At 73.7% G+C, this 26,912-nt stretch carries 18 protein-coding genes and 1 pseudogene; 15 read left to right on the top strand and 4 right to left on the bottom strand.

The features are described from left to right. The 8 genes from ACFY0D_RS13130 to hisC form a co-directional block, all read left to right on the top strand. A partial coding sequence (locus tag ACFY0D_RS13130) for an amino acid adenylation domain-containing protein (RefSeq protein ID WP_390798415.1) occupies nt 1-4,713 on the top strand: 4,713 nt, incomplete at its 5' end. Continuing rightward, nucleotides 4,710-5,951, top strand: a complete 1,242-nt coding sequence (locus tag ACFY0D_RS13135; protein ID WP_390798416.1) for a cytochrome P450 — start codon at nt 4,710-4,712, stop codon at nt 5,949-5,951. The genes ACFY0D_RS13130 and ACFY0D_RS13135, both read left to right, overlap by 4 nt. Nucleotides 5,952-6,087: 136 nt before the next feature. Then, on the top strand, nt 6,088-6,300 hold the full coding sequence (locus ACFY0D_RS13140; RefSeq protein WP_390798417.1) for a ferredoxin: 213 nt from the start codon (nt 6,088-6,090) through the stop codon (nt 6,298-6,300). Next, nucleotides 6,297-7,709, top strand: coding sequence for an FAD-binding oxidoreductase (locus ACFY0D_RS13145; RefSeq protein ID WP_390798418.1), 1,413 nt, complete (start codon nt 6,297-6,299; stop codon nt 7,707-7,709). The genes ACFY0D_RS13140 and ACFY0D_RS13145 overlap by 4 nt, the downstream gene beginning before the upstream one ends. Then, entirely contained in the window at nt 7,699-8,952 is a 1,254-nt protein-coding gene (locus tag ACFY0D_RS13150; protein WP_390798419.1) for an MFS transporter, read from the top strand. Before ACFY0D_RS13145 ends, ACFY0D_RS13150 begins: the two co-directional genes overlap by 11 nt. Next, on the top strand, nt 8,934-9,773 hold the full coding sequence (locus tag ACFY0D_RS13155) for a TauD/TfdA dioxygenase family protein (RefSeq protein WP_390798420.1): 840 nt from the start codon (nt 8,934-8,936) through the stop codon (nt 9,771-9,773). Before ACFY0D_RS13150 ends, ACFY0D_RS13155 begins: the two co-directional genes overlap by 19 nt. 26 nt (nt 9,774-9,799) lie before the next feature. After that, nucleotides 9,800-11,095 (top strand): ATP-grasp domain-containing protein, encoded by a 1,296-nt coding sequence (locus tag ACFY0D_RS13160; protein WP_390798421.1) that lies wholly within the window; start codon nt 9,800-9,802, stop codon nt 11,093-11,095. 27 nt (nt 11,096-11,122) lie between these two features. Beyond that, complete coding sequence (hisC, locus tag ACFY0D_RS13165) at nt 11,123-12,196, top strand: histidinol-phosphate transaminase (RefSeq protein WP_390798422.1); 1,074 nt, start codon at nt 11,123-11,125, stop codon at nt 12,194-12,196. A 66-nt stretch (nt 12,197-12,262) separates the two neighbouring features. Here hisC and ACFY0D_RS13170 read toward each other — a convergent pair whose 3' ends face one another. Further along, nucleotides 12,263-13,408, bottom strand: a complete 1,146-nt coding sequence (locus ACFY0D_RS13170) for an ABC transporter substrate-binding protein (protein ID WP_390798423.1) — start codon at nt 13,406-13,408, stop codon at nt 12,263-12,265. Nucleotides 13,409-13,530: 122 nt separating this feature from the next. Beyond that, nucleotides 13,531-16,197, bottom strand: a complete 2,667-nt coding sequence (locus ACFY0D_RS13175) for a SpoIIE family protein phosphatase (RefSeq protein ID WP_390798424.1) — start codon at nt 16,195-16,197, stop codon at nt 13,531-13,533. A 401-nt stretch (nt 16,198-16,598) separates the two neighbouring features. Between ACFY0D_RS13175 and ACFY0D_RS13180 the strand changes: the two genes are divergently transcribed. The 5 genes from ACFY0D_RS13180 to ACFY0D_RS13200 all read left to right on the top strand — a co-directional run bounded on the left by ACFY0D_RS13180 (nt 16,599) and on the right by ACFY0D_RS13200 (nt 21,114). After that, nucleotides 16,599-18,152 carry an alpha/beta fold hydrolase gene (locus ACFY0D_RS13180; RefSeq protein ID WP_390798425.1) on the top strand — a complete coding sequence of 518 codons (1,554 nt, stop codon included), beginning with the start codon at nt 16,599-16,601 and terminating at the stop codon, nt 18,150-18,152. Nucleotides 18,153-18,448: 296 nt separating this feature from the next. Further along, nucleotides 18,449-19,549, top strand: coding sequence for a serine hydrolase domain-containing protein (locus ACFY0D_RS13185; RefSeq protein WP_390798426.1), 1,101 nt, complete (start codon nt 18,449-18,451; stop codon nt 19,547-19,549). 171 nt (nt 19,550-19,720) lie between these two features. After that, nucleotides 19,721-20,140 (top strand): aspartate 1-decarboxylase, encoded by a 420-nt coding sequence (panD, locus tag ACFY0D_RS13190; protein ID WP_030011425.1) that lies wholly within the window; start codon nt 19,721-19,723, stop codon nt 20,138-20,140. A 15-nt stretch (nt 20,141-20,155) separates the two neighbouring features. Further along, nucleotides 20,156-20,497, top strand: a complete 342-nt coding sequence (locus ACFY0D_RS13195; protein WP_390798427.1) for a GNAT family N-acetyltransferase — start codon at nt 20,156-20,158, stop codon at nt 20,495-20,497. Continuing rightward, the gene (locus ACFY0D_RS13200; RefSeq protein WP_390798515.1) at nt 20,491-21,114 is read left to right on the top strand and encodes an aspartate/glutamate racemase family protein; all 624 of its coding nucleotides are present in this window, start codon (nt 20,491-20,493) and stop codon (nt 21,112-21,114) included. Before ACFY0D_RS13195 ends, ACFY0D_RS13200 begins: the two co-directional genes overlap by 7 nt. Nucleotides 21,115-21,356: 242 nt before the next feature. Here ACFY0D_RS13200 and gndA read toward each other — a convergent pair whose 3' ends face one another. Then, the gene (gene gndA / locus ACFY0D_RS13205) at nt 21,357-22,802 is read right to left on the bottom strand and encodes an NADP-dependent phosphogluconate dehydrogenase (RefSeq protein WP_390798428.1); all 1,446 of its coding nucleotides are present in this window, start codon (nt 22,800-22,802) and stop codon (nt 21,357-21,359) included. Nucleotides 22,803-22,998: 196 nt separating this feature from the next. Here gndA and ACFY0D_RS13210 point away from each other — a divergent pair, with 196 nt between their 5' ends. After that, nucleotides 22,999-24,276 carry a transglycosylase family protein gene (locus tag ACFY0D_RS13210; protein WP_390798429.1) on the top strand — a complete coding sequence of 426 codons (1,278 nt, stop codon included), beginning with the start codon at nt 22,999-23,001 and terminating at the stop codon, nt 24,274-24,276. A gap of 99 nt (nt 24,277-24,375) precedes the next feature. Here the strand turns inward: ACFY0D_RS13210 and ACFY0D_RS13215 are convergent. Next, a pseudogene (locus ACFY0D_RS13215) lies at nt 24,376-25,113 on the bottom strand (DMT family transporter); the annotation flags it as partial. Nucleotides 25,114-25,404: 291 nt separating this feature from the next. Between ACFY0D_RS13215 and ACFY0D_RS13220 the strand changes: the two are divergent. Further along, nucleotides 25,405-26,904, top strand: a complete 1,500-nt coding sequence (locus ACFY0D_RS13220) for an SDR family NAD(P)-dependent oxidoreductase (protein ID WP_390798430.1) — start codon at nt 25,405-25,407, stop codon at nt 26,902-26,904. The last annotated feature ends 8 nt before the right edge of the window (nt 26,905-26,912 follow it).

Consider the following 26,912-nt stretch of genomic DNA (forward strand, 5'->3'; position numbering starts at 1 on the left):
TCCACCCCGGCGGTACCCGGTCCGGCCGACTCCGCCCGGGCGGTCTCCGGTCCGGCCGACTCCGCCCCGGCGGGTGCCGGTGCGCGGCCCGCCGCGGCGGACGCCGTCCTGCGCGCCGTCTCCGCGCACTGGGAGGCCGTTCTCGGCAGCGCCGTCGGCCCGGACACCGACTTCTTCACCGCCGGCGGCGACTCCCTGTCCGCGCTGGCGATCCTCGCCCGCCTCGAACGCGACCAGGGCGCGGCCCTGACCATCGCCGACCTGTTCACCACCCCGACGATCCGCGCCCTGGCCGCCCGCGTGGCCACCGCCACCGCCACCGCCCCCGCCCCCGCCCCCGCCCCGGCGGTACCGCCCGGGCCCGACTCCGCCGCCGACCCCGGCCGGCTGCCGCTGTCGCCGGCCCAGGAGGGCATCTGGTTCGAGCAGGAGGCCACCGGCAGCACCGACCGGTACGTCATCGGACGCGGCTACTTCGTCGACGGCCCCTTCGACCTGGCCCGGCTGCGGAACGCACTGCGCCTGCTGGGCCGCCGCCAGGCCGCCCTGCGGACCGTCGTACACAACGACGCCGACGGCCGGCGGCAGAGCCTGACCGCCGACCCGGGCGCGGCGCTGCGCCACATCGACCTCACCGGCGTTCCGGCCGGCGAACGCCAGGCCCTGGCCCGCGCCCTGGCCGCCGAGCACCGCACGGCGGAGCCGGACGCCGACGGCACCCGGCTGCTGCGCACCCTGGTGCTCACCCTGGACACCCGGAGCACACTGCTCCACTTCGCCGTCCACCATGCCATCGCCGACGACTGGTCGCTGGACCTCTTCACCTCCGAGCTGTCCGCCCTGTACGCGGACCCGGCCGCGGACCTGCCACCCCTGGACCCGGGCTACCCCGAGCACCTGCGCGGCGCCCTCGCGCCCCGACCCGAACGGCTCACCGCCGCGACCCGGTTCTGGCAGGGCGCGCTCGACGGCGGCGCCGCCGCACTCGACCTGGTCACCGACCGCCCCCGCCCCGCCGTCCTCAGCGGATCCGGCGACCGGGTGCGGCTGCGGATCGGCGCCGCGCGGCACGCCCGCCACGCCGGGGCCGCCCGCCGGCACGGCGTCAGCCCGTACATGTTCTGCCTGGCCGGCGTGTACACGGTCCTGGCCGCCCACACCGAACGCGACACCCTCACCCTGGGCGCCCTGGCCGCCGGGCGGAACCGGGCCGGGGCACAGGACCTCGTGGGCTGCTTCGTCAACCTGCTGCCCGTCCGCGTCGAGGCGGACGCGGACACCACGGCCGGTGCCCTGCTCGCCCGCGTCCGCGCCGCCTGCACCGAGGCCCTGCACCACGAGGCCGTCCCCTTCCAGGCCGTGGGCCGGGAACTCGCCCCGGCCACCCCCGGCCGGGCGGCCGTCCCCTTCCAGGCCGTGGTCAACCACCGGCAGCGCCGCCCGCACCCGCTGGAGCTGCCCGGCGCGCGGACCGCACCCTGGGACGCCGGCGACCGCGACACCGCCACCTTCGAGCTTTCCTTCACCTTCCAGGAGGAGGGCGACGGCCTCGGCATCGAGGTCGAGTTCAGCACCGACCTCTACGACCGTGCCACCGCACAGCGGCTGGCCGGCCAGCTCGCCGCCGTGCTCGACCGCCTCGCGGACGGCGACCCGCCGCTGCGCGACGTCACCCTGTACGAACCGGGGGAGTACGAGCGGCTGAGCCGTACCCCGGAGCCGGGCCCCCGGGCGGCGGAGACCACCCTGCCCGCCCTCGTCGCCCGGCAGGTCGCCGCCCGCCCGCACAAGACCGCCGTCGTCGGCGCCGACACCAGCCTCACCTACGCCGAACTCGACCGGCTCTCCGACACCGTGGCCGCCCACCTCGCCACCCGCGGGATCCGGCCCGGCGACCGCGTCGCCGTGTGCCTGGAGCGCTCCCCGCTCCTCGTCACGACCCTCCTCGGCGTGCTCAAGGCCGGGGCCGCGTACGTGCCGCTCGACCCGGCGTACCCGGCGCAGCGGCTGCGCCACTGCATCGCCGACGCCGATGCCGGCGCGCTGGTCTGCGCCAAGGACACCGCCGACACGCTGTTCGGGCCGGGTACGGACGGCTCCGGCCCGCCCGTCCTGGACATCGAGGCCCTCACCGCCCCCGGCGAGCGGACCCCGCCCGCCCCGCACCCCGGCGATCCCGCCGCCCCCGCGTACGTCATCTACACCTCCGGCAGCACCGGGCGCCCGCGCGGCGTCGCCGTCCCCCACCGCGCGGTCGCCAACACCCTCCTCGCCTGCCTCGACCGGCACCCCTTCACCGCGGACGACGTCTGGCTCCAGCTGACCTCGCCCGGCTTCGACGTGGCCGCCTTCGAGCAGTTCATGCCGCTCGTCTGCGGCGCCACCCTGGTCTACGCGGACGACGCCACCCGCGCCGACGGCCCGGCCCTCACCCGCACCCTGCGCACCGCCGGGGTCACCGTGATGGTGACCGTGCCCTCCCTGCTGCGCGCCCTGGACCGTCCCGACCTGGCCGGCGTACGCGTGCTGCTCGTCGCCGGCGAACCCGCGGACGTCCACGACACCCGTCACTTCGCCGCGGACCGGGTCGTCGTCAACGGCTACGGCCCGACCGAGGCGGCGATCCTGGCCACCACCCACCGGGCCGACCCCGCGGACCACCGGGCCCGCGTCCCCGTGGGCACCGCCCTGTCCGGCACCGCGGCGCACGTCGTGGACCGCCACGGACGGCTCGCGGCCACCGGCGTCCCCGGCGAACTGTGGCTCTCCGGCGCCGGACTCGGCGACGGCTACCTGGGCGACCCCGAACGGACGGCCGCGTCGTTCACCACCCGTCCCGCACTCGCCGGCGCCGGCCGCAGCTACCGCACCGGGGACCGGGTGCGCCGGCTGTCCGACGGATCGATCGACTACCTCGGCCGGCTCGACCACCAGATCAAGCTGCGCGGCTTCCGCATCGAGCCCGGCGAGATCGAGGCCGCGCTCGCGGAACACCCCGGTGTCCGGGAAGCCGTCGCCGTCCTCCTCGGCACCGGAACCGACGCCGAACTCGCCGTCGGCTACGTCGGCACGGCCGCCCCCCGGGACGCCCGCGCCCACCTGGCCCGGCTGCTCCCGGCCCACATGGTGCCCCGGCTGGCCATACCCGTCACCGCCATCCCCACCGGCAGCCACGGCAAGGCCGACCGCCCGGCGCTCGCCGCCCACCTGGCCGCCCGCCGGCAGCGGCCAAACCCGGCCGACGGCGCCGCCGACGGCCCCGTGAACGGGACCGAGCGGCGGCTGCTCGCCCTGTGGGAGGACGTACTGGGCGGGCCGGTGGGCTCCCCGGACGAGGACTTCTTCGCACAGGGCGGCCACTCCCTGCGCGTCATCCGGCTCCTGGGCCGCATCGAGCGGGAGCACGGCGTCCGGATCGCCGTGGCCGACTTCCTCGCCGCGCCGACCGTACGGGAGGTGGCCCGCCTGCTGGAGGGGTCCGCCCCGGCCGACGCGCCCGCGCGGAGCCTGTCCGGCGGCCGGCCGGCCGGTCCGGCGGCGCGGCCCGTGGGACCGGACGACGCGCGGCTCGACCCCGGCACCGTCTTCCCCGAGCGCCCCGGCCCCTTCGACCCGCACGACACCGTCCTGCTCACCGGCGCCACCGGATACGTGGGCTCCCACGTCCTGGCCGCGTTGCTGGACCGCACCACGGGCCCGGTCCTGTGCCTGGTCCGGGCCGCGGACACCGGCGCCGCCCGCCGGCGGCTGTCCGCCGCCCTGCGCCGCCACGGACTGCGCCCCGACGCCTCGGACCCGCGGATCGTGCCCGTCCCCGGCGACCTGACCCGGCCCGGCCTGGGTCTCGACGGCGCCCACCGGGAGCACGTCCTGCGCGCGACGACCGTCCTGCACCTCGGCGCCGAGGTCCACCACGTGTCCGGCTTCCACCACCTGGCGGCCGCCAACGTGGGCGGCACCGCCGAACTCCTGCGCATCTGCGCCCAGGGCCGCCCGGCCCGCCTCCACCACGTCTCCACCCTCGGCGTGTTCCGCGACGGACCCGGCGGCGCCCGCCCGCGCACCATCACCGAGGCCACCCCGGCCACCGAGGAACGCCACCCCCGCGGCCGCGGCTACGCGGCCGCCAAGTGGGCCGCGGAGCACCTCGTCGCCCAGGCCCTCGAACGCGGCGCCGACGCCCGGATCTACCGGCTCGGCCGGGCCGGCGGCAGCACGACCGGCGCCGTCAGCGAGGACGACTTCCTCAGCCGGCTCCTCGTCACCTCCACCGCCCTCGGCTGTCACCCCGACGACCCGCGGCTCGCCACCGACGCACTGCCCGTGGACACCATGGCCCGGGCCCTGGTCGCCCTCGCCCTCGCCGACGGAGCCGCGGGCACCGTCCACCACCTGCACCACCCCCGGCGGACGCCACTGGCCGAACTGCTCGCCGTACACGACCGCCGCACGGGCCGGACCACCCCCGCGGTCCCGCTGGACACCTGGCTCGGCCGCCTGGCCGACGCCGAGGCCGGCGGCACCGCGCTGCCCGCCCTCGCCTACCGCGAGTACTTCCGGGACCTGCGCGACCACCCGGACGGCCGCCTCCCCGACCACCGCAACGATGCCACCCTCGCCGCCCTGCGGGCCCACGGCATCTCCCCGCCCGCCCTGGACGACGACCTCGTCGGCCGCTGGTGGCAGAACCTCGACCGGAGCACCCGCGCATGACCGACCCGACGACCGACCCGACGACCGACCCGCAGACCGCCCCGAACACCGACCTGCACTACCCCATGGACCGGCAGTGCCCGTTCGCCCCGCCGCGCGAAGCCACCGACATCCGCAACGCGGGCACCGTGCCCCGCGTCACGCTGTGGAACGGGGTCCGGCCCTGGCTGTTCACCCGCTTCGACGACGCCCGCACCGTCCTCGCCGACCCCCGGTTCAGCGCCGACAAGAGCCGCCCCGGCTACCCGCTGTCCAGCGCCGTCGCCCTCGCCGAGACCGCCGTCGAACCGACCCTGCTCGTCATGGACAACCCGCAGCACGACGCCGTACGGCGCCTGGTGCTCGGCGAGTTCACCGTGAAACGCGCCGAGGGATGGCGCCCGGCCGTGCACGCCGTCGTCGACGGCTGTCTGGACCGCATGCTCCGCGGCACCGAGGCCGACCTCGTGGCCGACCTGGCCCTTCCCGTCGCGCTCACCGTCATCTGCGAGTTCCTCGGCGTCCCCTTCGAGGACCGCGAGCTCTTCCGCGGCCTGACCCACACCATGAACGTCGTCGCCGGCACCACCGAGAGCGCCGCCGCCGCCCGACAGGCCCTCCAGGACTACCTGGAGGAGCTCGTCGCAGCGGGCGAACGGGAACCGCGGGACGGATTCATCGGCCGCATGGCCGCCCGGCACCTGCCCGACGGGACCATGACCCCGCGCCAACTCGCCGCGATGGCGCTCCTGCTGCTCACCGCCGGCCACGACACCACCGCCAACATGATCTCCCTCGGGGTGCTGACCCTGCTGCGCCACCCCGGCCACTTCGCGGCCCTCGGCGCGGACGACGACCCCGAACTCCTCGCCGGCACCGTCGAGGAGATGCTGCGCCACCTCACCGTGGTCCAGCGCGGCATCCGCCGGATCGCCGTCGAGGACGTGACGGTCGGCGACCGGCTCGTCCGGGCCGGTGAGGGCGTCGTCGCCGCGATCAACGTCGCCAACCGGGACCCCGAACGCTTCCCCGCCGGCGAGGAGTTCGACCCCGCCTCCCGCGCCCACGGCCACCTCGCCTTCGGCTACGGGCCCCACCAGTGCATGGGCCAGGCGCTGGCCCGGGTGGAGCTCCAGGAGGTCTACGCCGCGGTGGCCCGCCGGATCCCGACCCTGCGCACCGCCGTGCCCGTCGAGGAGATCCGCTTCAAGTCCGACATGGCCGTGTACGGGGTGCACGCCCTGCCCGTGACCTGGTGACCCCACCACCGCACACGGGCCGCCGCCCCGCCCTGTCCCGGCCTGATCGGCAAGACACCCCGTGGGCCCCCGTCCCGGACGGCAGCCCCGTCCCGCCCGGCCGCCGTCCCTCCCCTGCCCCGAAGGAGCCGACCCCGTGAAGGTCACCCTCGATCCCGAGCGCTGTGTCGGCGCCGGCCACTGCGTCCTGTCCGCCGGCACGGTCTTCGACCAGGACGAGGCCGACGGCGTCGTCCTGCTGCTGGTCCCGGAACCGGCCGAGGACCTCGCCGACGCCGTCCTGGAAGCCGCCGATCTGTGCCCCGCCCAGGCGATCCTCGTCACCGGGGCCGACGGGCGGACCGTATGACCGCCGCCCTCCTGGACGCCCTCCGCGCCGCCCTCGACGGCGACGGCGCCCTGGTCACCGACCCGGACGCCACCACCGGTCACGCCCATGACATGATGCCGCTCGCCCCGTACGGCCGGCCGCTCGCCGTGGTCCTGCCCGCCTCCGCCGAGCAGGTGCAGGCATGCGTACGGGCCTGCGCGGCGGCCGGCGTCCCCCTCGTTCCCCGGGGCGCCGGAACGGGCCTGACCGGCGCCGCCAACGCCGTCGACGGCTGCGTCGTCCTGGCCACGACGCGGATGAACCGGATCCTCGAACTCGACCCGGACAACAGGCTCGCCGTCGTGGAGCCCGGCGTGGTCAACCAGGACCTGAAGACGGCCGCCGCCGCCCACGGCCTGTACTACCCGCCCGACCCCTCCAGCCTCGACACGTGCACCCTCGGCGGCAACCTGGCCACCAACGCCGGCGGCCTGTGCTGCGGCAAGTACGGGGTCACCGGCGACTACGTCCTCGGCCTGGAGGCGGTCCTCGCCGACGGCTCCCTCCTGCGCACCGGCCGCCGCACCGTCAAGGGCGTCGCGGGCTACGACCTCACCCGCCTCCTCGTCGGCAGCGAGGGCACCCTCGGCGTCATCACGCGGGCCACCCTCGCCCTGCGCCCGCTGCCCGCCGCACCCGGCACCGTCATCGCGGCCTTCGACTCGGTGGCCCAGGCCGGCGCCAGCGTCAACCGGATCGTCCGGGCCGGCCTCGTGCCCTCGCTCATGGAGATCATGGACGCGACCTCGCTGCGCGCCTCCTCCGCCTACCTGGGCACCGAGCTCGTCGGCGAAGGGGACCAGGCCCTGCTGCTGTGCCAGTCCGACGCGCCCGGAGCCGCCCGCGAGGCCGAACTCGACCACATGGAACGGGTGTTCCGGCAGGCGGGCGCGGTGTACACGCACGCCACGCAGGACGCGGCGGAGGGCGCCCTGCTGCTGCGCGCCCGCCGGGTGAGCCTCGCCGCCCTCGAAGCCCGGGGCGCCTGCATGACCGAGGACGTCGCGGTGCCCCGTACCCGCATCGCCGAGCTGATCGAGGGCTGCACGCGGATCGGCGCCGGCGCGGGGCTCACCGTCGCGGTCGTCGGCCACGCGGGCGACGGCAACATGCACCCCACGGTCCTCTACGACGACGCCGACACCGAGCAGTACGCCCGCGCCCGGACGGCGTTCGACGCGATCCTGGCCCTCGCCCTGTCCCTGGGCGGCACCATCACCGGCGAGCACGGAGTCGGCAAGCTCAAGCAGGACTGGCTGGAACGCGAACTGGGACCCGTGGCGCTGCGCGTGCACCGCGCTCTCAAGGACGCCCTCGACCCGGCGGGCCTGTTCAACCCCGGCGCCGTCCTCGCCCGCCGGCCGGCCGGGACCCACCGTGCCGGTTGAGACCCTGCGGACCGTGGCCGGGCTCGCCCCGCCCCTGCGCACCCTGTTCCTCACCACCCTGCTCTTCCGCACCGGCACCATGGCCTACCCCTTCCTCACCCCCCACCTGCTGGGCGGCGGCGGCCTGGACGCGGCCGGGGCGGGCCTGGTCGTCACCGCTTTCGGGGTCGGCGCCCTCGCCGCGGACCTGGCCGCCGGCCGGCTCCTCGGCCGGCTGCACCCGTACGCGCTGATGCGGGGCGGCTTCCTGCTGGGCGCCGCCGCGGTCACGGTGGTGCCGCTGCTGCACGGCCTGCCCGCGCTCACCGCGGGGGTGCTGGTCTGGGGGTTCGCGTACGAGATCGTCACCCCAGCGGCCTACGCGGCCACGATCGCCGGGTCACGGCCCGAGCAGCGCAAGGTCGCGTTCTCCTGCTACCGGCTCGCCATCAACCTCGGCCTGTCCGCGGGCCCGCTCCTGGGGGCCCTGCTCTACGCGTTCGACCCGTACTCCGTGTTCTGGGCCAACGCCGCGTGCGTCCTGGCGGCCGCGGCGTTCCTGCACCTGCGCCGCGCACACCGGCCGGCCGGTGCGGGACCGTACGCGGAGCCACACACGGGCGGGGGCGGTCCGGGGAAGGAGGCCGCCGCGCGCGGCACCGTCCGCCCCACGGCGGCCGAACGCATCCGGTTCTGGACCGTGTTCGGCCTCTCGCTGCCCATCCAGCTGGCCTACGCGCTGCCCTCGGTCTTCGTCGGCGCCTACGTCATCGTGGGCCTCGGCCTGCCCGGCTACTGGGCCGGCGTCGTCTTCACGGTCAACGCCGTCGGGATCGTCCTGTTCGAGGTCCCGCTCAACATCCGCATGGCACGCGTCGGACACCTGGCGACACTGCTGAGCGGCTACGCCCTCGCGGGCGCCGGTTTCCTGCTCATGGCCCTGGCCGACACCGGTCCGGAGCTGGTGCTCGCCACCCTCGTGTGGACGGCCGGGGAGATCGTCGTCTTCCCCGGACTGCTCGACTACGTGAGCCGGCTCTCCGGCCCGGCCGCCGACCGCACCATGGGCCTGTTCTCCGGCGGCGTCAACCTGGCCTTCATCGCGGCCCCGCAACTCGCCCTGCACCTCTCGGCCCCCGGCCACCCGGGCACCCCGTGGGCGGCCGCCGGAGCGGCGGTCTGCGCCGCCTGCCTGCTGCTGCTCGCCGCCCGCACCCACCCGTACACCTGGCACAAGGAGGAACCGTGCACAAGCGTGACCTGACCCCCTTCATCGGCGTCGAGTACACCGGACTCACCCACACCGAACTCACCCGCCCCGAGGTCTTCGCCGACGTCGTCGAATCCCTGCACCAACGCGACCTCGTCGTCGTCCGCGGCATCGATCTCACCCCCCAGCAGCAGATCGGCCTCGCCGCCCGCATCGGCCGGCCCGTTCCCTTCCTGCTGGCCGACTGGCGCCACCCCGAGTTCGCCGAGATCCTCGTCTCGTCCAACGAGCGCAAGGCCGGCCGGCCGATCGGGATCGAGCGGGTCGGTCACTTCTGGCACCAGGACTCCTCCTTCGACGCCGACCCCTGCGCCTACACCGTGCTGCACGGCGTCCGTGTGCCCGAGGGGCACGGGCACACCGTCTTCGCGAGCGCCGCCGACGTCTACGACCGGCTGCCCGACGAGTGGCGCGACCTGCTGTGGGACCGCATCGGGCTGCACACCCTCACCAAGCAGCAGCGCATCGCCCCCGAGCACGTGGGCCTGTCCATCGCCGAGGTGCGCGCCCTCGTCGCCCGCCAGTACCCGGCCGTCGAACACCCCGTCGTCCGCCGCGACCCGCACACCGGCCGCCGCTTCCTGTACGCCGCCCGCGCCTACATGGACCGGGTCGTCGGCCTCGACGCCAACGAGAACGAGGAGTTCTTCGACCTCGTGGACACCCTCCTGGCCGACCCCGACCGGACGTACACCCACCAGTGGACCCCGCACGACCTGCTGCTGTGGAAGACCGCCACCACCTACCACGTCGCCACCGACCTGCCGCCCGGCGTCTCCCGGACCGTCCACCGCGTCAGCGTCGCCGCCGCGTGAGCAGGCCCGCGAAGAAGGGATCCGCAATGCCCTCCACCTCGGCCTCCGCCGCCGACCGCCGGGGCGCCGCGCCCGTCGGCGTGATCGTCGACGGCTACTCGGTCGGCAAGTACCTGCCCGCGGCCTTCCGCAGGCTCGGCGCGGACGTCGTGCACCTCCAGAGCACGCCCGAGTTCCTGGACTGCGTACCCCCGCCGGACCTGCGCCCGTACCTGGCCAACGTGGTCCAGGACGCGGCCGACCCCGCCCGCACGGTGCGGGAACTGGCCTCCTACCACCCCTGCGGGGTGCTGCCCGGCCAGGAGACCGGGGTCCCGCCGGCCGACCGGACCGCCGAACTGCTGGGCCTGCCCGGCAACCCGTCGGCCACCTCCGCGCTGCGCCGCGACAAGTACCGCATGATCGAGGCGTTGCGCGCCGCCGGCATCCGCTGCGCCGACCAGCTGAAGTCCGGCGACGTCGAGGAGGTGCTCGCCTGGGCACGGACCACCGGCTACCCGGTCGTCGTCAAACCGCTCAGCTCGGCCTCCACGGACAAGGTCTCGATCTGCGCCGGCCCGGACGAAGTCCGCGCCGCCGCCGCCGAGATCCTCGGCAGCCAGGACATCTTCGGCCGGCACAACGACGAGCTGCTCGCCCAGTCCTTCCTGGACGGCACCGAGTACATCGTGGACGTCATCAGGGGCCCCGGCGGCGCACGGCACGTGTGCGGCGTCTGGCGCTACGACAAGACCCTCGTCGGGACCCGGCCGGTCTACGACCGGGACGTCCTGATCGACCCCGGCGCGCCGGTGGTCGAACCCCTCGTCACCTACCTGGACACCGTCCTCGACGCCCTGGACATCCGGTTCGGCGCCGCCCACGCGGAGATCATGACGACCGCCGCCGGGCCGGTCCTCGTCGAGGTGGGTGCACGGCTCGACGGCATCATGGACCCGGGCCACCACGACACGTGCCTCGACGGGAACCAGGCCGACCTGCTCGCACTCGCCTGCGTACGCCCCGAGGAGTACCGGCGGGGGCACCCCGGCGACACCCTGTACCGAAAGCACCACGAGGGGATCGTCGTCCACGTACGGACCACCCGCGGCGGTCTCGTCGAGGCCGTGGACGAGGACGCCCTGGCCCGGATCCGCGCCCTGGACACCGTGCACCTGGCGGTGCCCCGGCTGGCCCCGGGCGACCGGATGCGGCCCACCACCGACCTGCTGTCCAGCCCGCTGCGGGTCTTCCTGACCGGGGACAGCCCGGAGCGGCTCCTCGCCGACCACCGCCGCATCCGGCTGCTGGCCGACGACGTGTTCCGCCTCGCCCCGAACTGACCGCGCCCGCACACGCCGAGGAGCCCCATGGGTGTCGCCATCAGAGCCGATCTGGCCACCGTCCCCGACTACAACATTCCCGGCACGGCGCCCGACGCCGTCCTGCTCAACTCCAACGAGGGGCCGCTGCCGCCACCGCCCGCCGTGGTCGAGGCCATCACCCGCGCCGCCGTCGAGGGCCACCGCTACCCGCAGTGGTTCTCCGACACCCTGGTCGCCCGGCTGGCCGCCGACCTGGCGGTCCCGGGGGAGCGGATCGTGGTGGGCTGCGGGTCGGTGAGCCTGTGCCGCGACCTGATCCAGGCCTTCTGCGGCCCCGGCGACGAAGTCCTGTGCGCCTGGCGGTCCTTCGACGCGTATCCGGTCTTCGCCAGGGTCGCCGGAGTACGCGCCCGCACCGTCCCCCTGGACGCCGGCCACCGGCACGACCTGGAGGCGATGCTCGCGGCGGTCACCCCCGCCACCCGCGTCGTCTTCGTCTGCAACCCCAACAACCCCACCGGGACGGCGGTCCGGGGCCGCGAGCTGCGCGCGTTCCTCGACCGCCTCCCCGACCGGATCCTGGTCGTACTGGACGAGGCGTACCGGGAGTTCGTCGACGATCCCGACGTGCCGGACGGCGTCGAGCTCGCCCGGAACCGCCCGAACGTGGCGGTGCTGCGCACCTTCTCGAAGGCGTACGGGCTCGCCGGCGTGCGCATCGGGTACTGCGTGGCGGCGCCGGCCGTGGTGTCCGCCGTCCACAAGGTGTCCGTCCCCTTCGCGGTCAGCCGGCTCGCCCAGGCCGCGGCCCTCGCCGCACTCGACCGCCCCGAGGAGGTGCGCTCGCGCTCCGCGGCGATCGTCCGCGAACGGCAGCGGCTGCAGACCCGGTTGACGCGCCACGGCCACCCGGTGACCCCCTCGCAGGCCAACTTCGTCTGGCTGCCCCTGGGGGAGGAGGCCGCCGATTTCGCCGACTTCTGCGCCCGCCACGGAGTGCTCGTGCGGACCTTCCCCGGGGACGGCGTCCGCGTCACCGTCGGTCTGCCGGAGGAGAACGACGCCTTCCTCTCGGCAGCCGACCGCTACCGGTCCGGCGCCCGCAAGGCTCGGCCATGAACGCCAGGTGGGGCCACGGCGCGGGGGCGGCCGGCGGGGGCGAGCGGGCCGGGGCCGGGAGGGACCTCAGCCCGTGACGGCCTTGGCCCAGTTGCGGTTGACGGTCTCGCGCGCCTTCTCCCGCTGCTCCTCCGTCGGAAACGTCGGCGTGCCCTCGACCGTCGGCAGATTCTCCGCGGCAGCCTTGTCGAGGGTGCCGTCCTCCTTCATGGCGTCCATGAGGACGGGGCGTGCATAGGCGCCGAGCCGGAGGTTCTGGCCCTCCGGGCTGAAGACGTACTCCTGCCACAGACGGGCCGCCGCGGGGTGCGGGGCATCCTTGTTCACCCCGTTGGCGTAGTACTCGGCGAAGCTGCCGTCGAAGGGGATGGCGGTCCGCCAGTCGACGTCCACGCCCTTCTCGCGGAACTGGTCGGCGTATCCGAGGTTGAGGAAGTCCCAGTCGATGCTGATCGGGGTCTGGCCCTTCGCGATCGTGTCCGGTGAGGACTGGACCGGGATGAAGTTGCCGTTCTTGCTGAGCTCGGCGAAGAAGTCGATTCCCGGCTGGATGTTGTCGAAGGACCCCCCGTTCGCCAGGGCCGCCGCGTACACGCCGGCGAAGGCGGACCCGGACTTGGTGGGGTCGCCGTTGAGCGAGACCTGGCCCTTGTACTCGGGCTTGCGCAGATCGGCGAAGGTCGACGGGCAGGTCTTCACCCGCTTGGCGTCACAGCCGATCGAGACGTAGCCGCCGTAGTTGTTGTACCAGCGGGCGTGCTTGTCCTTCTGCTCCTCGGGGATCTGGTCGAACGGGGCGACCTCGTACGGAGCGAGCAGGCCCTGCCGGGCCGCCGACTGGGCGAACGAGCCCCCCACGTCGATCACGTCGGGGGCGCTGCCGTCGCGCCGGTGCTCCTTCAGGGCGTCGATCTCGTCCTGGCTGGTGCCTTCCGGGTTCTCCACCCTGACCTTGATCCCGTACTTCTTCTCGAAGCCGTCGATCAGCGCGCCGTAATTGGCCCAGTCGCGGGGAAGGGCGATCGCATTGAGCGAGCCCTCCTTCTTCGCCGCCGCGGTCAGTGCCGCCATACCGCCGGCGTCCGCTGCGGAGGTGGCCACCGCGGGTTCCCTCGGTGCGGCGACGGGCTTGTCCCCGCAGGCGCCGAGGGGCGCCGCCGCGAGGGCCAGGAGGGCGGCGACGAAGGCTGTCCGGAGACGGGGTGCGGGCACAAAGGCTCCATAACGGGCGGTCGCGTACCGATCGAGGCCAGCGTACGGTCGGCAGCCCCGGCGGCGCAGTCCCGGGCCGTGGTGTCCGCCGTCTTCCCTGCGGCTGCCGTAGCGGCGCGTCCTCAGAACCCCTCGTCGTCCCACGCGGCCAGGAGCGCCTCCCCGAGGTCCGGCGAGGCCGCTGCCTCCCCCTCGTGGAGCGCCTGCTCGCTCCAGATGATCTTGCCGCGATCGGTGTAGCGGGTGCCCCAGCGCTCGGCGAACTGCGCGACGAGGAACAGGCCGCGGCCACCCTCGTCGGTGTCCGCGGCCCGGCGCAGGTGCGGGGAGGTGCTGGACCCGTCGGAGACCTCGCAGACCAGGCAGCGGTCGTACAGCAGCCTCACCCGGATGGGCTCGGTGCCGTAGCGGACGGCGTTGGTCATCAGCTCGCTGAGGATGAGTTCCGTGGTGAACGAGATGTCCTCCAGGCCCCACTCCGCCAGTCGCCGGGCGCAGGCGTTGCGCACCGGGGACACGGCCGCGGGGTCGGGGGCCACGTCCCATTCGGCGATCCGCGCCGGATCCAGCAGGCGGGTGCGGGCCACCAGCAGCGCGACGTCGTCGCTGGGCCTGGAGGGCAGCATCGCGTCGATCACCGCGGTGCAGGTCTCCTCCGGGGTGCGGGCGGGCCCGGACAGGGCGGCGCGCAGCGCTGCCAGGCCGGCGTCCGGATCATGGTCGCGGCTCTCGATCAGCCCGTCGGTGAAGAGCGCCAGCCGGGAGCCCTCGGGCAGGGTGAGCGCCATGGTCTCCATGGGCAGACCCGCGCCCAGGCCCAGCGGCGGGGAGACCGGCACCTCGGGGAAGGACACGGTCCCGTCGGGGCCGACGAGAGCGGGCCCGGGGTGCCCGGCGGAGGCGGCGGTCACCTGCCCCGAGACGGGATCGTAGATGGCGCACAGGCAGGTGGCTCCGGTGATCCCCTGCCACTCCTGGCCGTCGGTGTCGATGTGCGTGACCAGCTCGTCCAGGTGGCTCAGGAGCTCGTCCGGGGGCAGGTCGAGGGTGGAGAAGTTGTACACAGCGGTGCGCAGGCGGCCCATGGTGGCGGCGGCGTGGAGACCGTGGCCGACGACGTCGCCGACCACCAGGGCCACCCGGGTGCCCGGCAGCGGGATGACATCGAACCAGTCACCACCCACCCCGGCCTGGGCGGCCAGGTAGCGGTGCGCGACCTCGACGGCGGACTGCTCCGGCACGCCCCGGGGCAGCAGGCTGCGCTGCAGGGTCACGGCCATGTCGTGCTCGCGCGTGTAGCGGCGGGCATTGTCGACGGACAGCGCCGCCCGGGCGGTCAGCTCTTCGACGAAGGACACGTCCTCCACGTCGAACGGCGGGGAGTCCTGCCCCCGCCAGTAGCCGACCATGCCCAGCACCACGCCCCGGGCGCGCAGGGGTACGACGATCAGGGAGTGGATGCCGCGGTCCAGGATCTCCGGGGCGTTGGCCTGGTGCTGGGCCCGCCAGCGGTGGGTGGCGCGCAGGTCCGCCTCCAGGACCGCACGGCCTTCGGCCAGCCCGGCGGCCATGGGTCCGGTGGGCCCGAACCGGATCAGCTCGCCGACGGGCGAGAGCGGGTGGTCGTCCCGAAGACCGACGACGGCGGTGCGGCGCATCTCGGTGATCACTTCGGGCGGCTCCTCGCCGCGCAGCACCGGGTCCAGCAGGTCGACCGTGACCACATCGGCGAACCGCGGGACCGCCACCTCCGCCAGTTCCTCCGCGGTGCGCTCCACGTTCAGCGTCGTGCCGACCTGCACCCCCGCGTCGTACAGCAGCTTCAGCCGCTCGCGAGCCACCTCGGCCCGGCCGGCGAGTGCCCGCAGCTCGGTGGTGTCGCGCAGCGTGACGACGGTCCCGGCCTTCCCGAAGGGGGCGGTGGGCCGGATGTTCACCGCCAGCAGCCGATCGGCCGCCATGTGCAGCTCGTCGGTCGCGGAACGGCCCGACGCGATCGGACCGGCGATCGCCTCCTCCAGACCCAGGTCCGTGACGGGGAGCCCCTCCGCGTCCGCCGGCAGATCCAGCAGCCGCCGCGCCTCGTCATTGGCCAGCAGCAGCCGTCCCCCGCCGCCGATGATCAGTACGCCCTCGCGCACCGCGTGCAGCACCGCGTCGTGGTGCTCGTACATGCTGGTCATCTCGGCCGGTCCCAGGCCGTGGGTCCGGCGCAGCAGCCGGCGGCTCACCAGAGCCGTCCCGCCCGCCGACAGGGCGAGCACGCCGGCCGCGGTGCCGAGGACGACCGGCAGCTGCCCGTTCACCATGCTCTGGACGTTCTGGACCGTGACCGGGGAGGAGACGATGGCGATGACCTTCCCGTCGGCGTCCTTGACGGGGACCACCGAGACCACGGACTTGCCCAGGGACCCGGTGAACGTCTCGGTGAAGGACTTGCCGGCCGCCGCCTCGGCGAAGGGGCCGACGACGCGCTTGCCGATCTGCCGCGGGTCACTGTGGGCGAGGGTGACCCCGTCGAGCGTGTACACGTTGATGCCGTCGACCCCGGCGATCTCCGCGGCCTCCCGGGCGCTCGGCTGGAGCACCGCGCTGGGATCGGGGCCGCGCACGGCGGCGACGATCCCCGGAGACTCCGCGAACGTTCCGGCGGCGGCGAGGGTACGGTGCCGGGCGTCCAGCATGGCGGAGCTCTGGGCCTGCACGACGAGCGCCACGACCGCGGCGGCGACGAGAAGGATCACGACGGCCAGCTGGAGGAGGAACACCTCGCCGGCCACGCTGCGCACGCTCAGCAGGGACGAAAGACGCTGCGGCCGCTGCGCCCTTCCCTTGGGGGATGGGGCGTGATCCTGGCGCTCTTGGCGGTGCCCTGAACGAGGAGGCCGAGGGCGAGCGGAGGAGCTCATGGCCGAACCGAGCGGCCGGCGCCGGAGTGCTCCCGGATTTTGCTCATATTCCATCTTCCAACCTCTGCGGGCCGTCGGCAGCGGGGCGGACCGGGGGACGGCGGGCCGGGGGACGGCCGACCGCGAGACGGCCTTACGCAGGGTCACCGGTCGGCCGTGGCCGGCGGCCGTCCGTGTGCACCTGTCCGGACCAGCCGGTAACGTCGGTTACGTGCGTTCCGCCCATACCGCCGCTGCGTCGCCCGGTGGCCGGCCGTCGATCGGCAGAGGAACGGGATCACATGGCAGAGCACAGCTACCGCGACGGGATGGCAGTCGCCGGGGCCGGTCTGGCCCTCCTGGCGGCACTCGGCCCGACCTCGGCGGGCGCCGCCCCACGGAACGCCGATACCGGCCCCGCCAGGGTCGTCGCGTCACGCTTCGTGGCGGGTCCTTGCCCAAGGACGCCTGAGCCGATCGAGGCGCTGGCCACCGCCCGGTGCGGATTCCTGGAGGTCCCGGAGAACCGGGCCCGTCCCGGCGGCCGGACCATCAGGCTGGCCGTCGCGGTCATCCCGGCCGCCTCGGCGAAGCCCGCCCAGGACCCCGTGGTGTTCATGTCGGGCGGCCCCGGTGGCGAGACCTTCGACGACATCCCGTTCCTCGTCTCCTCCGGCCTGAACCGGGACCGCGACCTGATCGTCATGGCCCAGCGCGGCAATCTCTACGACGAGCCCAACCTCGCCTGCCCGGAGCTGGACCACTTCTACGCCGCGTCCGTCGGCCTCCCCTCCTACGCACCGCGGACGGAGCAGCTCATGCTCGACGCGGTGAAGCAGTGCCGGGCCCGCCTGACGGCCGACGGAACCGACCTCAGTGCCTACAACAGCACGGAGAACGCCGCCGACTTCGCCGACCTGCGCACCGCGCTCGGCATCAAGCAGTGGAACGTCTACGGCCACTCCTACGGCAGCAACCTGGCCCTGACCTACCTGCGCCTGCACCCCCAGGGGATCCGCGCGGTGGCGTTCGACTCCATCGCCCCTGCGCAGGACGTCTCCCTGCCCTTCGCCTGGGCCGGAGCCCGCGAAGGCCTCGAAAACCTCTACAAAGCCTGCGCGGCGGAGCCGGCTTGCAAGAGCCGCTACCCGGACCTCCAGCGCACCCTGAACGAGCAGGTGCGCAAACTGCAAGCCCATCCGCTGACGCTGAACGTCAAGCCGCCGCAGGGCGGCGACCCCGTGAAGGTCGTCCTCGACGGCGGCGCGCTGGTGAACCTGCTGGTGGCCAAGGCGATCCCGTTCGCCGAGGTCCCGGCGGCGATCGACGAACTCGCCCGCGGACGACCGGAGCGCTTCGCCCGGGCCCGCGCCGCCGGCTCGGTCCCGGTCGTCGGCCAGAGCGCCCACGGTCTGACGAACTCGGTGGTGTGCAGCGAGTGGGTGCCGGACCACTCGGCGTCCGACGTGCTGAACGCGGGCCGCCGGGCCTTCCCCGACTGGCCGGACCCGGTCCTGGCCCAGGCACCTCAACTGGCCTTCCAGGACCAGGTGTGCCGGGTATGGAACGTCCCGGACCGCACCGCCGCCATGCGAGTGGCCCCCGTCAGCACGGCGGCGACCCTCTTCATCAACGGGACGGGCGACATGAAGACCGGGGCGAGCTGGGCGCGGAAGACCGCCCGTACGCTGCCCCACTCGACCACCGTGCAGATCCCCGGCATCGGCCACTGGGTGGTCCCGCAGTCGCCCTGCGCCCAGAAGGTGCTGGCGTCCTTCCTCACCCGCCCGACCGCGCCCGACACCGGGTGCGTGGCGGGCCTCGGGTGGAAGCCGTTCACGATCACCCCGAAGTGACCGGGAGGGCAGATGCCACGCCCACACGTACGACGGTTGCGCCCCAGGTCGGCCGCGGCGGCGACCGGAATCCTCGTCGCCGGGGGGACGACCGCTACGAGCCGGGCCCCTGCCCGAAGACGCCGGAGCCGATCCCCGAACCGGAGGGGGCATCCGATCGGACTGCGAGACCAGGAACGTCCCGGCCGCCCCCGGCTCGGTCCGGGACGTCACCCGCGGCGGCCCCCGACACCGCCTGCCTCAACGACGTCAAGCCCCCGAAGTTCGAGATCGCCCCGTGAAAGAAGGTGGTGTCCGTGAATCGGACGGTGTCGTTGCGCACCGCCGGGGGCGCCGTGATCGCCGTGGTGATGCTGTCCGGTGCCGCACACCCGCAGGCGTACGCGACCGGCGACGACCGCGAGAGGCGCAGCGCGGAGGTGCTCCAGGAGTTGGTGCCTTCTCCCGACGGCCCCGGCTGTGCGGCAGCCGTCGGCGAACGGGGAAGTGTGGTCTGGGAGGCGGGGAGAGGGAAGGCCGATCTGACGACCGGGCGCACCATCACCCCGAAGACGGTCTTCGACATGGCGTCCAACTCCAAGCAATTCACCGCGGACGCCGTCCTTCTGCTGGCAGGACGGCACCGACTCGCGCTGGACGACCCCCTGTCCGCCTACCTCGACGACCCGCCGGCCTGGACGCGGGACGTCACGCTGGGCGACCTGATGCGTCACACCAGCGGCATCCCCGACTACCAGGACCTGCTGGAGGCCAAGGGCATCGAGCTGACGGATCCGGCCGGCCAGAAGGAAGCGATCGCGGCCATCCTCGCCTCGCGGCCGGAAGACCCGCCGGGCAAGCGCTTCTCCTACTCCAACTCCAACTACGTCCTCCTGGCCCACGTCGTCGAGCGGGTCACCGGCAAGCCGTTCCCGGCCTTCCTCCAGCAGGAGTTCTTCACCCCACTGCACCTGCGCATGGCGTTGTCCCCGGCGGTGGACGTTCCCGGCAAGGCGAAGTCGTACGACGAGAAGGACGGCTCCTTCAGTCCCAATTCCTCGCCCTGGAAGCAGTACGGAGACGGTTCCGTCCACACCACCCCGGGAGAGTTCGTCCGCTGGGCCGACAACTACCGCACCGGTCGCATAGGCGGAACGCCACTGCTCACCGGAGTCACCGAGGGAGCGGTGAGTGTGGGCGACGTCCTGCGTCAGCGCGGCATCGAGGAAGGCCGGTACGGGGCCGGAATCCTCCTCCTCCCGGACAAGAGCCTGGTGCATCGCGGCGACTGGGAGGGATTCCACAGCACCTTCAAGGTGAGCCCGGACCGCAACACTGCCGTCACCGTCGTGTGCAACGTGGATTCACCCGACAACTTCCGTGCGGCGAATCAACTGATGGACATATGGGCCAAATGAACGGCGGCTCCTGTCCACCGACCTGCCCGACGGGGGCCCTGGCGGTTGCCGCCGGCGACGACCGGGGAAGGGCTGGGGGAGCTGACCGGAGAAGCGAACCGTTGTAGGCTCCGAGCACTGCCCTTGACCTGCGTAAAGCAGGCAGGGAGCCGACAATCCGGGAGTTTCTCCATGCTTCGTACCATGTTCAAGTCCAAGATCCACCGGGCTACCGTCACCCAGGCCGACCTGCACTACGTCGGCTCCGTGACCGTCGACGCCGACCTGCTGGACGCGGCCGATCTGCTGCCCGGGGAGCTCGTCCACATCGTGGACATCACCAACGGGGCGCGGCTGGAGACCTACGTCATCGAGGGGGAGCGCGGGTCCGGGGTCATCGGGATCAACGGCGCCGCCGCGCACCTGGTGCACCCCGGGGACCTGGTCATCCTCATCAGCTACGCGCAGGTCGAGGACGCCGAGGCCCGGGTGTTCGAGCCCCGCGTGGTGCACGTGGACGGCGACAACCGGATCGTCGAGCTGGGTGCGGATCCCTCCGCCCCGGTGCCGGGTACGGACCAGCGGCGCAGCCCGCACGCCGTGGCCGTCTGAGGGGAGTCGGGGATCATGCCGATCGAGTTCCAGGACGACCGTGAGGCCGGACGGCTGCTCGCCGTCGAGGACGAGGCGGTGGTCGGCCACATCGCGTACTTCGTGCTCGCCGACGCGCCCCACGCCCTGGTCGCGGTGCACACCATCGTCGAGCAGGGGCATGAGGGCCGCGGTATCGCAGGCGGGCTGGTGAAGACCTTCTACGGGATCGCCGCCGCCGAAGGGGTGCCCGTGGTGCCGCTCTGCCCCTACGCGGCGAGCTGGGCCGCCAAACACCCCGACGAGGCGCCCCAGCCGGCCGCCGAGGTCGTCCTGGCGGCCAAGGCGCAGCTCGCCGCGGACCCCGACCTCTGGTGACCGATCTGCTCCTGCTGCACACCTCGCCCGTGCACGTCCCGGTCTTCGACGCCCTGCGCGACCGGAACCATCCGGGGGCCGTACTACGGCACCTGGTGGTCCCGCAGCTGCTGGACCGGGCCCGCGCCGAAGGGCCGGAGTCGGTGGCTCCGGCCCTTCGGGGGCTGCTGCTCGCGCACGCGGGGCCGCCCGTGCTGGTCACCTGCTCGACCATCGGGGCGACCGCGGAGTCGCTGGCTGCGGAGCTCGGCGCCCCGGTGCTCCGGGTGGACCGGCCGATGGCGGCCGCCGCGGTACGGGCGGGGGCGCGGATCGCGGTACTGGCCGCCCTGGAGTCCACCCTCGCCCCGACCGGGGAGCTGCTGGCCGAGGAGGCCGGTGACCGGCCCGTGTCGATCGACATGCACCTGGTCGCCGGTGCCTGGGAGCGCTTCGAGGCCGGGGACACCGCCGGCTACCTCGCCCGCGTCGCCGCGGCCGCCGACTCCGTCGCCGGCGCGGACGTCATCGTGCTGGCCCAGGCCTCCATGGCCGGGGCCGCGGACCTGGCCACGGGCCCGGTCCCGGTGCTTTCAAGCCCGGCTCCGGGCCTGGCCGCCGGCCTGGCGCTGCGCTAGGGGAGGCATATCAGACGGAATCGCGGGAAGGTGGGCCATATGGTGCGAAAGCGAGATGCAGAAGAGACGCAGCCGCCCGTGCCCGGGCCGGGCCCCTTCCCCGATCCCGAGCCCATTCCGCGGCCCGTGCCGCCCGTGCCCGCCCCGGTGCCCGAGCCGGACCCGGTCCCCGCACCGCCGGGGCCCGCGCCGATCCCGCAGCCCGGGCCCCTGAGCTAGGCCGCTGAGCCAGGCCGCGTCGCCTACGACGTGCGGACCTCGGAGCGGTCGCCGCTCCAGAGGGTGTGGAACGAGCCCTCGCGGTCCGTCCGCCGGTAGGTGTGCGCCCCGAAGAAGTCCCGCTGCCCCTGAGTGAGGGCCGCGGGCAGCCGCTCCGCGCGCAGCGCGTCGTAGTAGGCGAGTGATGCCGCGAAGGCCGGAACCGGGATGCCCTGGCGCACCGCCGCCACCAGGACGGACCGCCAGCCGTCCTGGGCGGCCGCGATCTCCTCGGCGAAGTGCGCGTCCGCCAGCAGGCTCGGCAGCTCCGGCCGCGCGTCGTACGCCGCCCGGATCCGGTCCAGGAACGCGGCCCGGATGATGCAGCCGCCGCGCCACAGCGAGGCCACGGCGCCCAGGTCCACGTTCCAGCCGTACTCCTCGCTGCCGGCCCGGATCTGGTGGAAGCCCTGGGTGTACGAGACGATCTTCGATGCGTACAGCGCCTGCTCCACCTCGGCGGCGAAGGCCTCCGCGGCCTCGGGCGCGAGCGCGGCGGCCCTCGGGCCCGCGAGCCCGCGCGCGGCCGTCCGCAGGTCCGTGTGGCCGGAGACCGCGCGGGCGAAGACCGCCTCGGCGATCCCCGACACCGGTACCCCGAGGTCGAGGGCGATCTGCACGGTCCAGCGGCCGGTGCCCTTCTGCTCGGCGGCGTCGGCCACGACGTCGACGAACGCCCGCCCGGTCGCGGCGTCCGTGTGCGCGAGCACCTCCGCGGTGATCTCGATCAGGTACGAATCCAGGCGCCCCCGGTTCCACGCCCGGAAGGTCTCCGCGATCTTCGCGGGGGAGTAGCCCGCCACCTCGCGCAGCAGGTGGTAGGCCTCCGCGATGAGCTGCATGTCGGCGTACTCGATGCCGTTGTGCACCATCTTGACGAAGTGTCCGGCGCCGTCGGGCCCCACGTGTGAGGTGCACGGCGTGCCGTCGGCGGCCTTCGCGGAGATCTTCTCCAGCAGCGGTCCGAGCGAGGCGTACGACGTGGTCGAGCCGCCCGGCATGATGCTCGGGCCCAGCAGCGCTCCCTCCTCGCCGCCGGAGATGCCCACACCCACGAAGTGGAGGCCCTGCTCGCGCAGTTCCCGCTCGCGGCGCCGGGTGTCCTCGAAGTGCGCGTTGCCGCCGTCGATGATGACGTCGCCCTCCTCCAGGAGCGGCGCGAACTCGCGGATCACGGCATCGGTCGGCTCCCCGGCCTTCACCATGATGACGATGCGCCGGGGGCGCTCCAGCGCGTCGACGAACTCCTTCGCCGACCCGGCCGCCACGAAGGCGCCCTCGTGCCCGAACTCCTCGACCAGCGCCGTGGTCTTGGCGGCCGTCCGGTTGTGGACGGCCACGGTGAATCCGTTGCGGGCGAAGTTGCGGGCGAGGTTGCTGCCCATGACAGCGAGTCCGGTGACGCCGATCTGGGCTGTGCTGGTGCTCATCGGTGCGCTCCTGCTTGCTTCGGTGTGCCTTCGGTGGGCGGGGAGCACCGAAGCTACCCCCACGCGGACCCCGGTGGATCTTTTACTCACCGAGATACAGTCAAGTTCCTTTGGCATGCGCCCCGTTGCGCCTCTTGTCATGCTGTGATCGCGACGTTAAGTTGTGCGGTTCCTGATGTCTTCGATGGGGGCTCCCATGGGTGTACGGGGCCGGCACCGCCGGTATCAGCCGAGCAGCATCAACCGGGCCTCCCTGGCCGTCACCGCCGGCGGCGCCGGGATCGCGCTCCCGCTCATCGGGGCCGGAGTCGCCCACGCGGCCTCCGTGGACACCTGGAACAAGGTCGCGTCCTGCGAGTCGACGAACAACTGGCGCATCAACACCGGCAACGGCTACTACGGCGGCCTCCAGTTCAGCCAGAGCACCTGGCGGGCCTTCGGCGGCACCGTCTACGCCCCACGCGCCGACCTGGCCACCAAGGACCAGCAGATAGCCGTCGCGGAGAAGGTGCTCAAGGGGCAGGGGCCCGGCGCCTGGCCCAACTGCGGGAAGCAGGCCGGACTCACGCGCAGCGGCCCGGCGCCCGCCGTCACCCCGCAGACACGGACGCAGACACAGACGCAGGGACAGGCCCCCGTGGCGCGGACGGCCCCGGAGCAGGGCGGCGGACCGCGCCCGACGGGGACCTCCGTCCTGCCGAACCCGTACGTCGTCGCGCCCGGCGACTCGCTCTCCGCGATCGCCACCGACCAGCACGTCGAGGGCGGCTGGCAGGCGCTGTACGAGACCAACCGGACCACCATCGGCGGCAACCCGAACCTGATCTTCCCGGGCCAGCGGCTCACCCTGCGGGTCACCACGGCGCCGGCCCTGCCGCCGCCGCCCAGGCAGGACCCCGAGAAGCCGCCGCGGACCGCCGACCCCGTGACGCCCGGGGAGCCGGCCGCCGAGAAGCCTGCCGAGAAGCCCGCGCCCAAGCCGGTCGAGAAGCCGGTGGAGAAACCCGTCGAAAAGCCCGTCGAAAAGCCGGCGCCGGAGCCCGCCTCAGCGCAGCAGAAGCCGGAAGCGGGCGGATTCTCCGCCCCCGTCGACGCGGCCCTCGGCACCGCGTACCGCGTCGCGGGATCCTCCTGGTCCAGCGGCTACCACACGGGCGTCGACTTCCCGGTGGCGACCGGCACCACCGTCAAGTCGGTGGGACCCGGCCAGGTCGTCTCCGCCGGCTGGGCCGGGGCCTACGGCTACCAGGTCGTCATCCGGCACACCGACGGCCGGTACTCCCAGTACGCCCACCTCTCCGCCCTCGGCGTCAAGGCCGGTCAGGAGGTCTCCGGAGGCCAGCGCATCGGCCGCTCCGGCTCGACCGGCAACACCACGGGCCCGCACCTGCACTTCGAGATGCGCACGGGGCCCGGCTACGGATCCGACATCGACCCGCTCAAGTACCTCCGGGGCCACGGGGTCCGTATCTGACCCGCGCACGCGCGAGGGCACGGCGGTGAGCAGGATCAGGCCGGCCGCCGCGAGCGCGGCGCTGGCCACCGCCGCCGTCGCGCCCGCGGCCCCGTACCGGAAGCTCTCGCCGAACAGCGTGATGCCGACCGTCGCCGCCACCACCGGGTTGACCACCGTCACCGTGGCCAGCGGCGCGGTCAGCCCGGCGCCCCGGTAGGCCGCCTGCGACAGCAGCAGCCCGCCGGCCGCCAGCACCGCGATCGTCGCGAGGTCGGGCCACAGGCCGGACAGCGCGTCCGGCTCGAAGTCCTCGGCCACCGACTTGGTGAACACCGAGGCCATGCCGAAGGCCGTACCGGCGGCCGCGGCCAGCAGCACACTGTGCAGCACCGCCCGGTGCATGCGGTGCGCCGCCAGGAACAGGGCCAGCACCAGCGCCCCGGTCAGCATCAGCAGCATGCGCCGCTCGTCCTGCGCCAGCGACTGTTCCGCCCGCCCGTCCCCGCCGGTCAGCGCCAGCAGCCCGGCCAGGCCGACCGTGGCCAGCACCGCCCCGCGCCAGGCGGCCGCGCCGGCCCGCCGCCGTACGAAGACGGCGGCCATCGGCAGGGCGAAGACGATGGTCAGGGCGCCCAGCGGCTGGACCAGGCTCAGCGGTCCGTACGCGAGGGCCACCACGTGCAGCAGCGCACCAAGGCCGTTCAGCCCCACCGCCACCCACCAGACACCCCGGCGCATCGGAGCGTACGGGCGGTCCGGCGTGGTCGCCGCGACCCGTTCCTGGACGATCGCGCCACCCGCGTACGCCAGGGCGGACACGAGGCAGAGCAGGACCGACAGCGCCAGAGCACTCATAAGGTCCACAATGCCCGACCCACCTGCGCTATTCCTCCGTCCACAGGTGGTGATCAGTCATACTCCCGACGTAGTACGGGAGTACGCAGCGTGCCCCCTCCAGCAGCGGAAAGCGACGTCGACGGTGCCCCGGCGTCACCGTTTCGCCGCGCACGGTGACGCTCCGCTCCCGGTGTGTGAGAGCGGCGGGGAGCGGGTTTGGCTCCGGGCGTGTGGGATCCGTACAGTTGCCCTTTTGAGGACCTCCGCAGCAGGCGGATGCGGACGAGTGATCAAGGAACGGCAGCGGCAATGACGGTGACCGAAGACATCCAGGACTACGGCCACGACGACGGGCACTCCTACGGGCCCGGCATCGACCCCGACCGGCTGGCCCTCTGCCTCAGCGTGCTCGACGAGCTGGACAAGCTCGACGTCGACCACCCCGACGCGATCACCGTACGCCGCGCCACCGCCGGCCTCTACCGGACGGTCAAGCAGCGCCGCCGCCAGGAACGCCGCGCCGCCAAGACCGCCAACGACAAGGCCGTCACCGAGGCCACCGCCACCGGTTCCGCCGAGCGCATCGACGACGAGACCGAGGGCATCCTGCCCTCCTCGGTCACGGAGGCCGGCCGGATCGCCGGGATACTCCAGCGCCCCCGCTCCTGCTACATCTGCAAGACGCGGTACGTCGAGGTCGACTACTTCTACCACCAGCTCTGCCCGGCGTGCGCCGCCGAGAACCGGACCAGGCGGGAGGCCCGCGCGGACCTGTTCGGCAAGCGCGCGCTGCTCACCGGCGGCCGCGCCAAGATCGGCATGTACATCGCGCTGCGGCTGCTGCGCGACGGCGCCCACACCACGATCACCACGCGCTTCCCCAAGGACGCCATCCGCCGCTTCAAGGCGATGGAGGACTCCGCGGACTGGATGCACCGCCTGGAGGTCGTCGGCATCGACCTGCGCGACCCGGCCCAGGCCGTGGCCCTCGCCGACCAGGTGGCCGCGGCCGGCCCGCTCGACATCCTGATCAACAACGCGACGCAGACCGTGCGCCGCCTGCCCAGCGCCTACGCGGCGCTGGTCGAGGGGGAGACCGCCCCGCTGCCCGCCGGCGAGCTCCCCGCCCACCACGTCATCGGCGCCTTCAACTCCGGCGCCGTCGACGGCCTGGCGGCACTGCCCGTCGGAGTGAGCGGGCTGGAGGCGCAGAAGGTCGCCGACCTCGCCCTGGTCGCGGGCAACGCCAGCCTGGAGCGGCACCTCGCCGGCACCGCCATCGACGCGGGCGGCCTGCTGCCCGACGTCGTCGAGAGCAACACCTGGGTGCAGACCATCGACCAGATCTCCCCGGTGGAGCTGCTTGAGACCCAGCTGTGCAACTACACGTCGCCGTTCATCCTGATCAGCGCCCTTCGGCCGGCCATGGCGGAGGCCGCCCGGCAGGCCGCCAACGGGCGGGCGTACGTCGTCAACGTCTCGGCGATGGAGGGAGTCTTCAGCCGTGGCTACAAGGGCGCGGGGCACCCGAACACCAACGCCGCCAAGGCCGCGATGAACATGGTGACGCGGACCAGCGGCCAGGAGATGTTCCAGAGCGACCGCATCCTGATGACCTCGGTCGACACCGGCTGGATCACCGACGAGCGCCCCCACTTCGACAAGCTGCGCCTGGCCGAGGAGGGCTTCCACGCCCCGCTCGACCTGGTCGACGGCGCGGCCCGGGTCTACGACCCGATCGTCCGCGGCGAGGCCGGCGAGGACCTGTTCGGCGTCTTCCTCAAGGACTACGCCCCGGCGAACTGGTAACCCCGAAG

It is taken from the genome of Streptomyces sp. NPDC001502 (genome assembly GCF_042894785.1).
GTDB lineage: Bacteria > Actinomycetota > Actinomycetes > Streptomycetales > Streptomycetaceae > Streptomyces > Streptomyces kutzneri.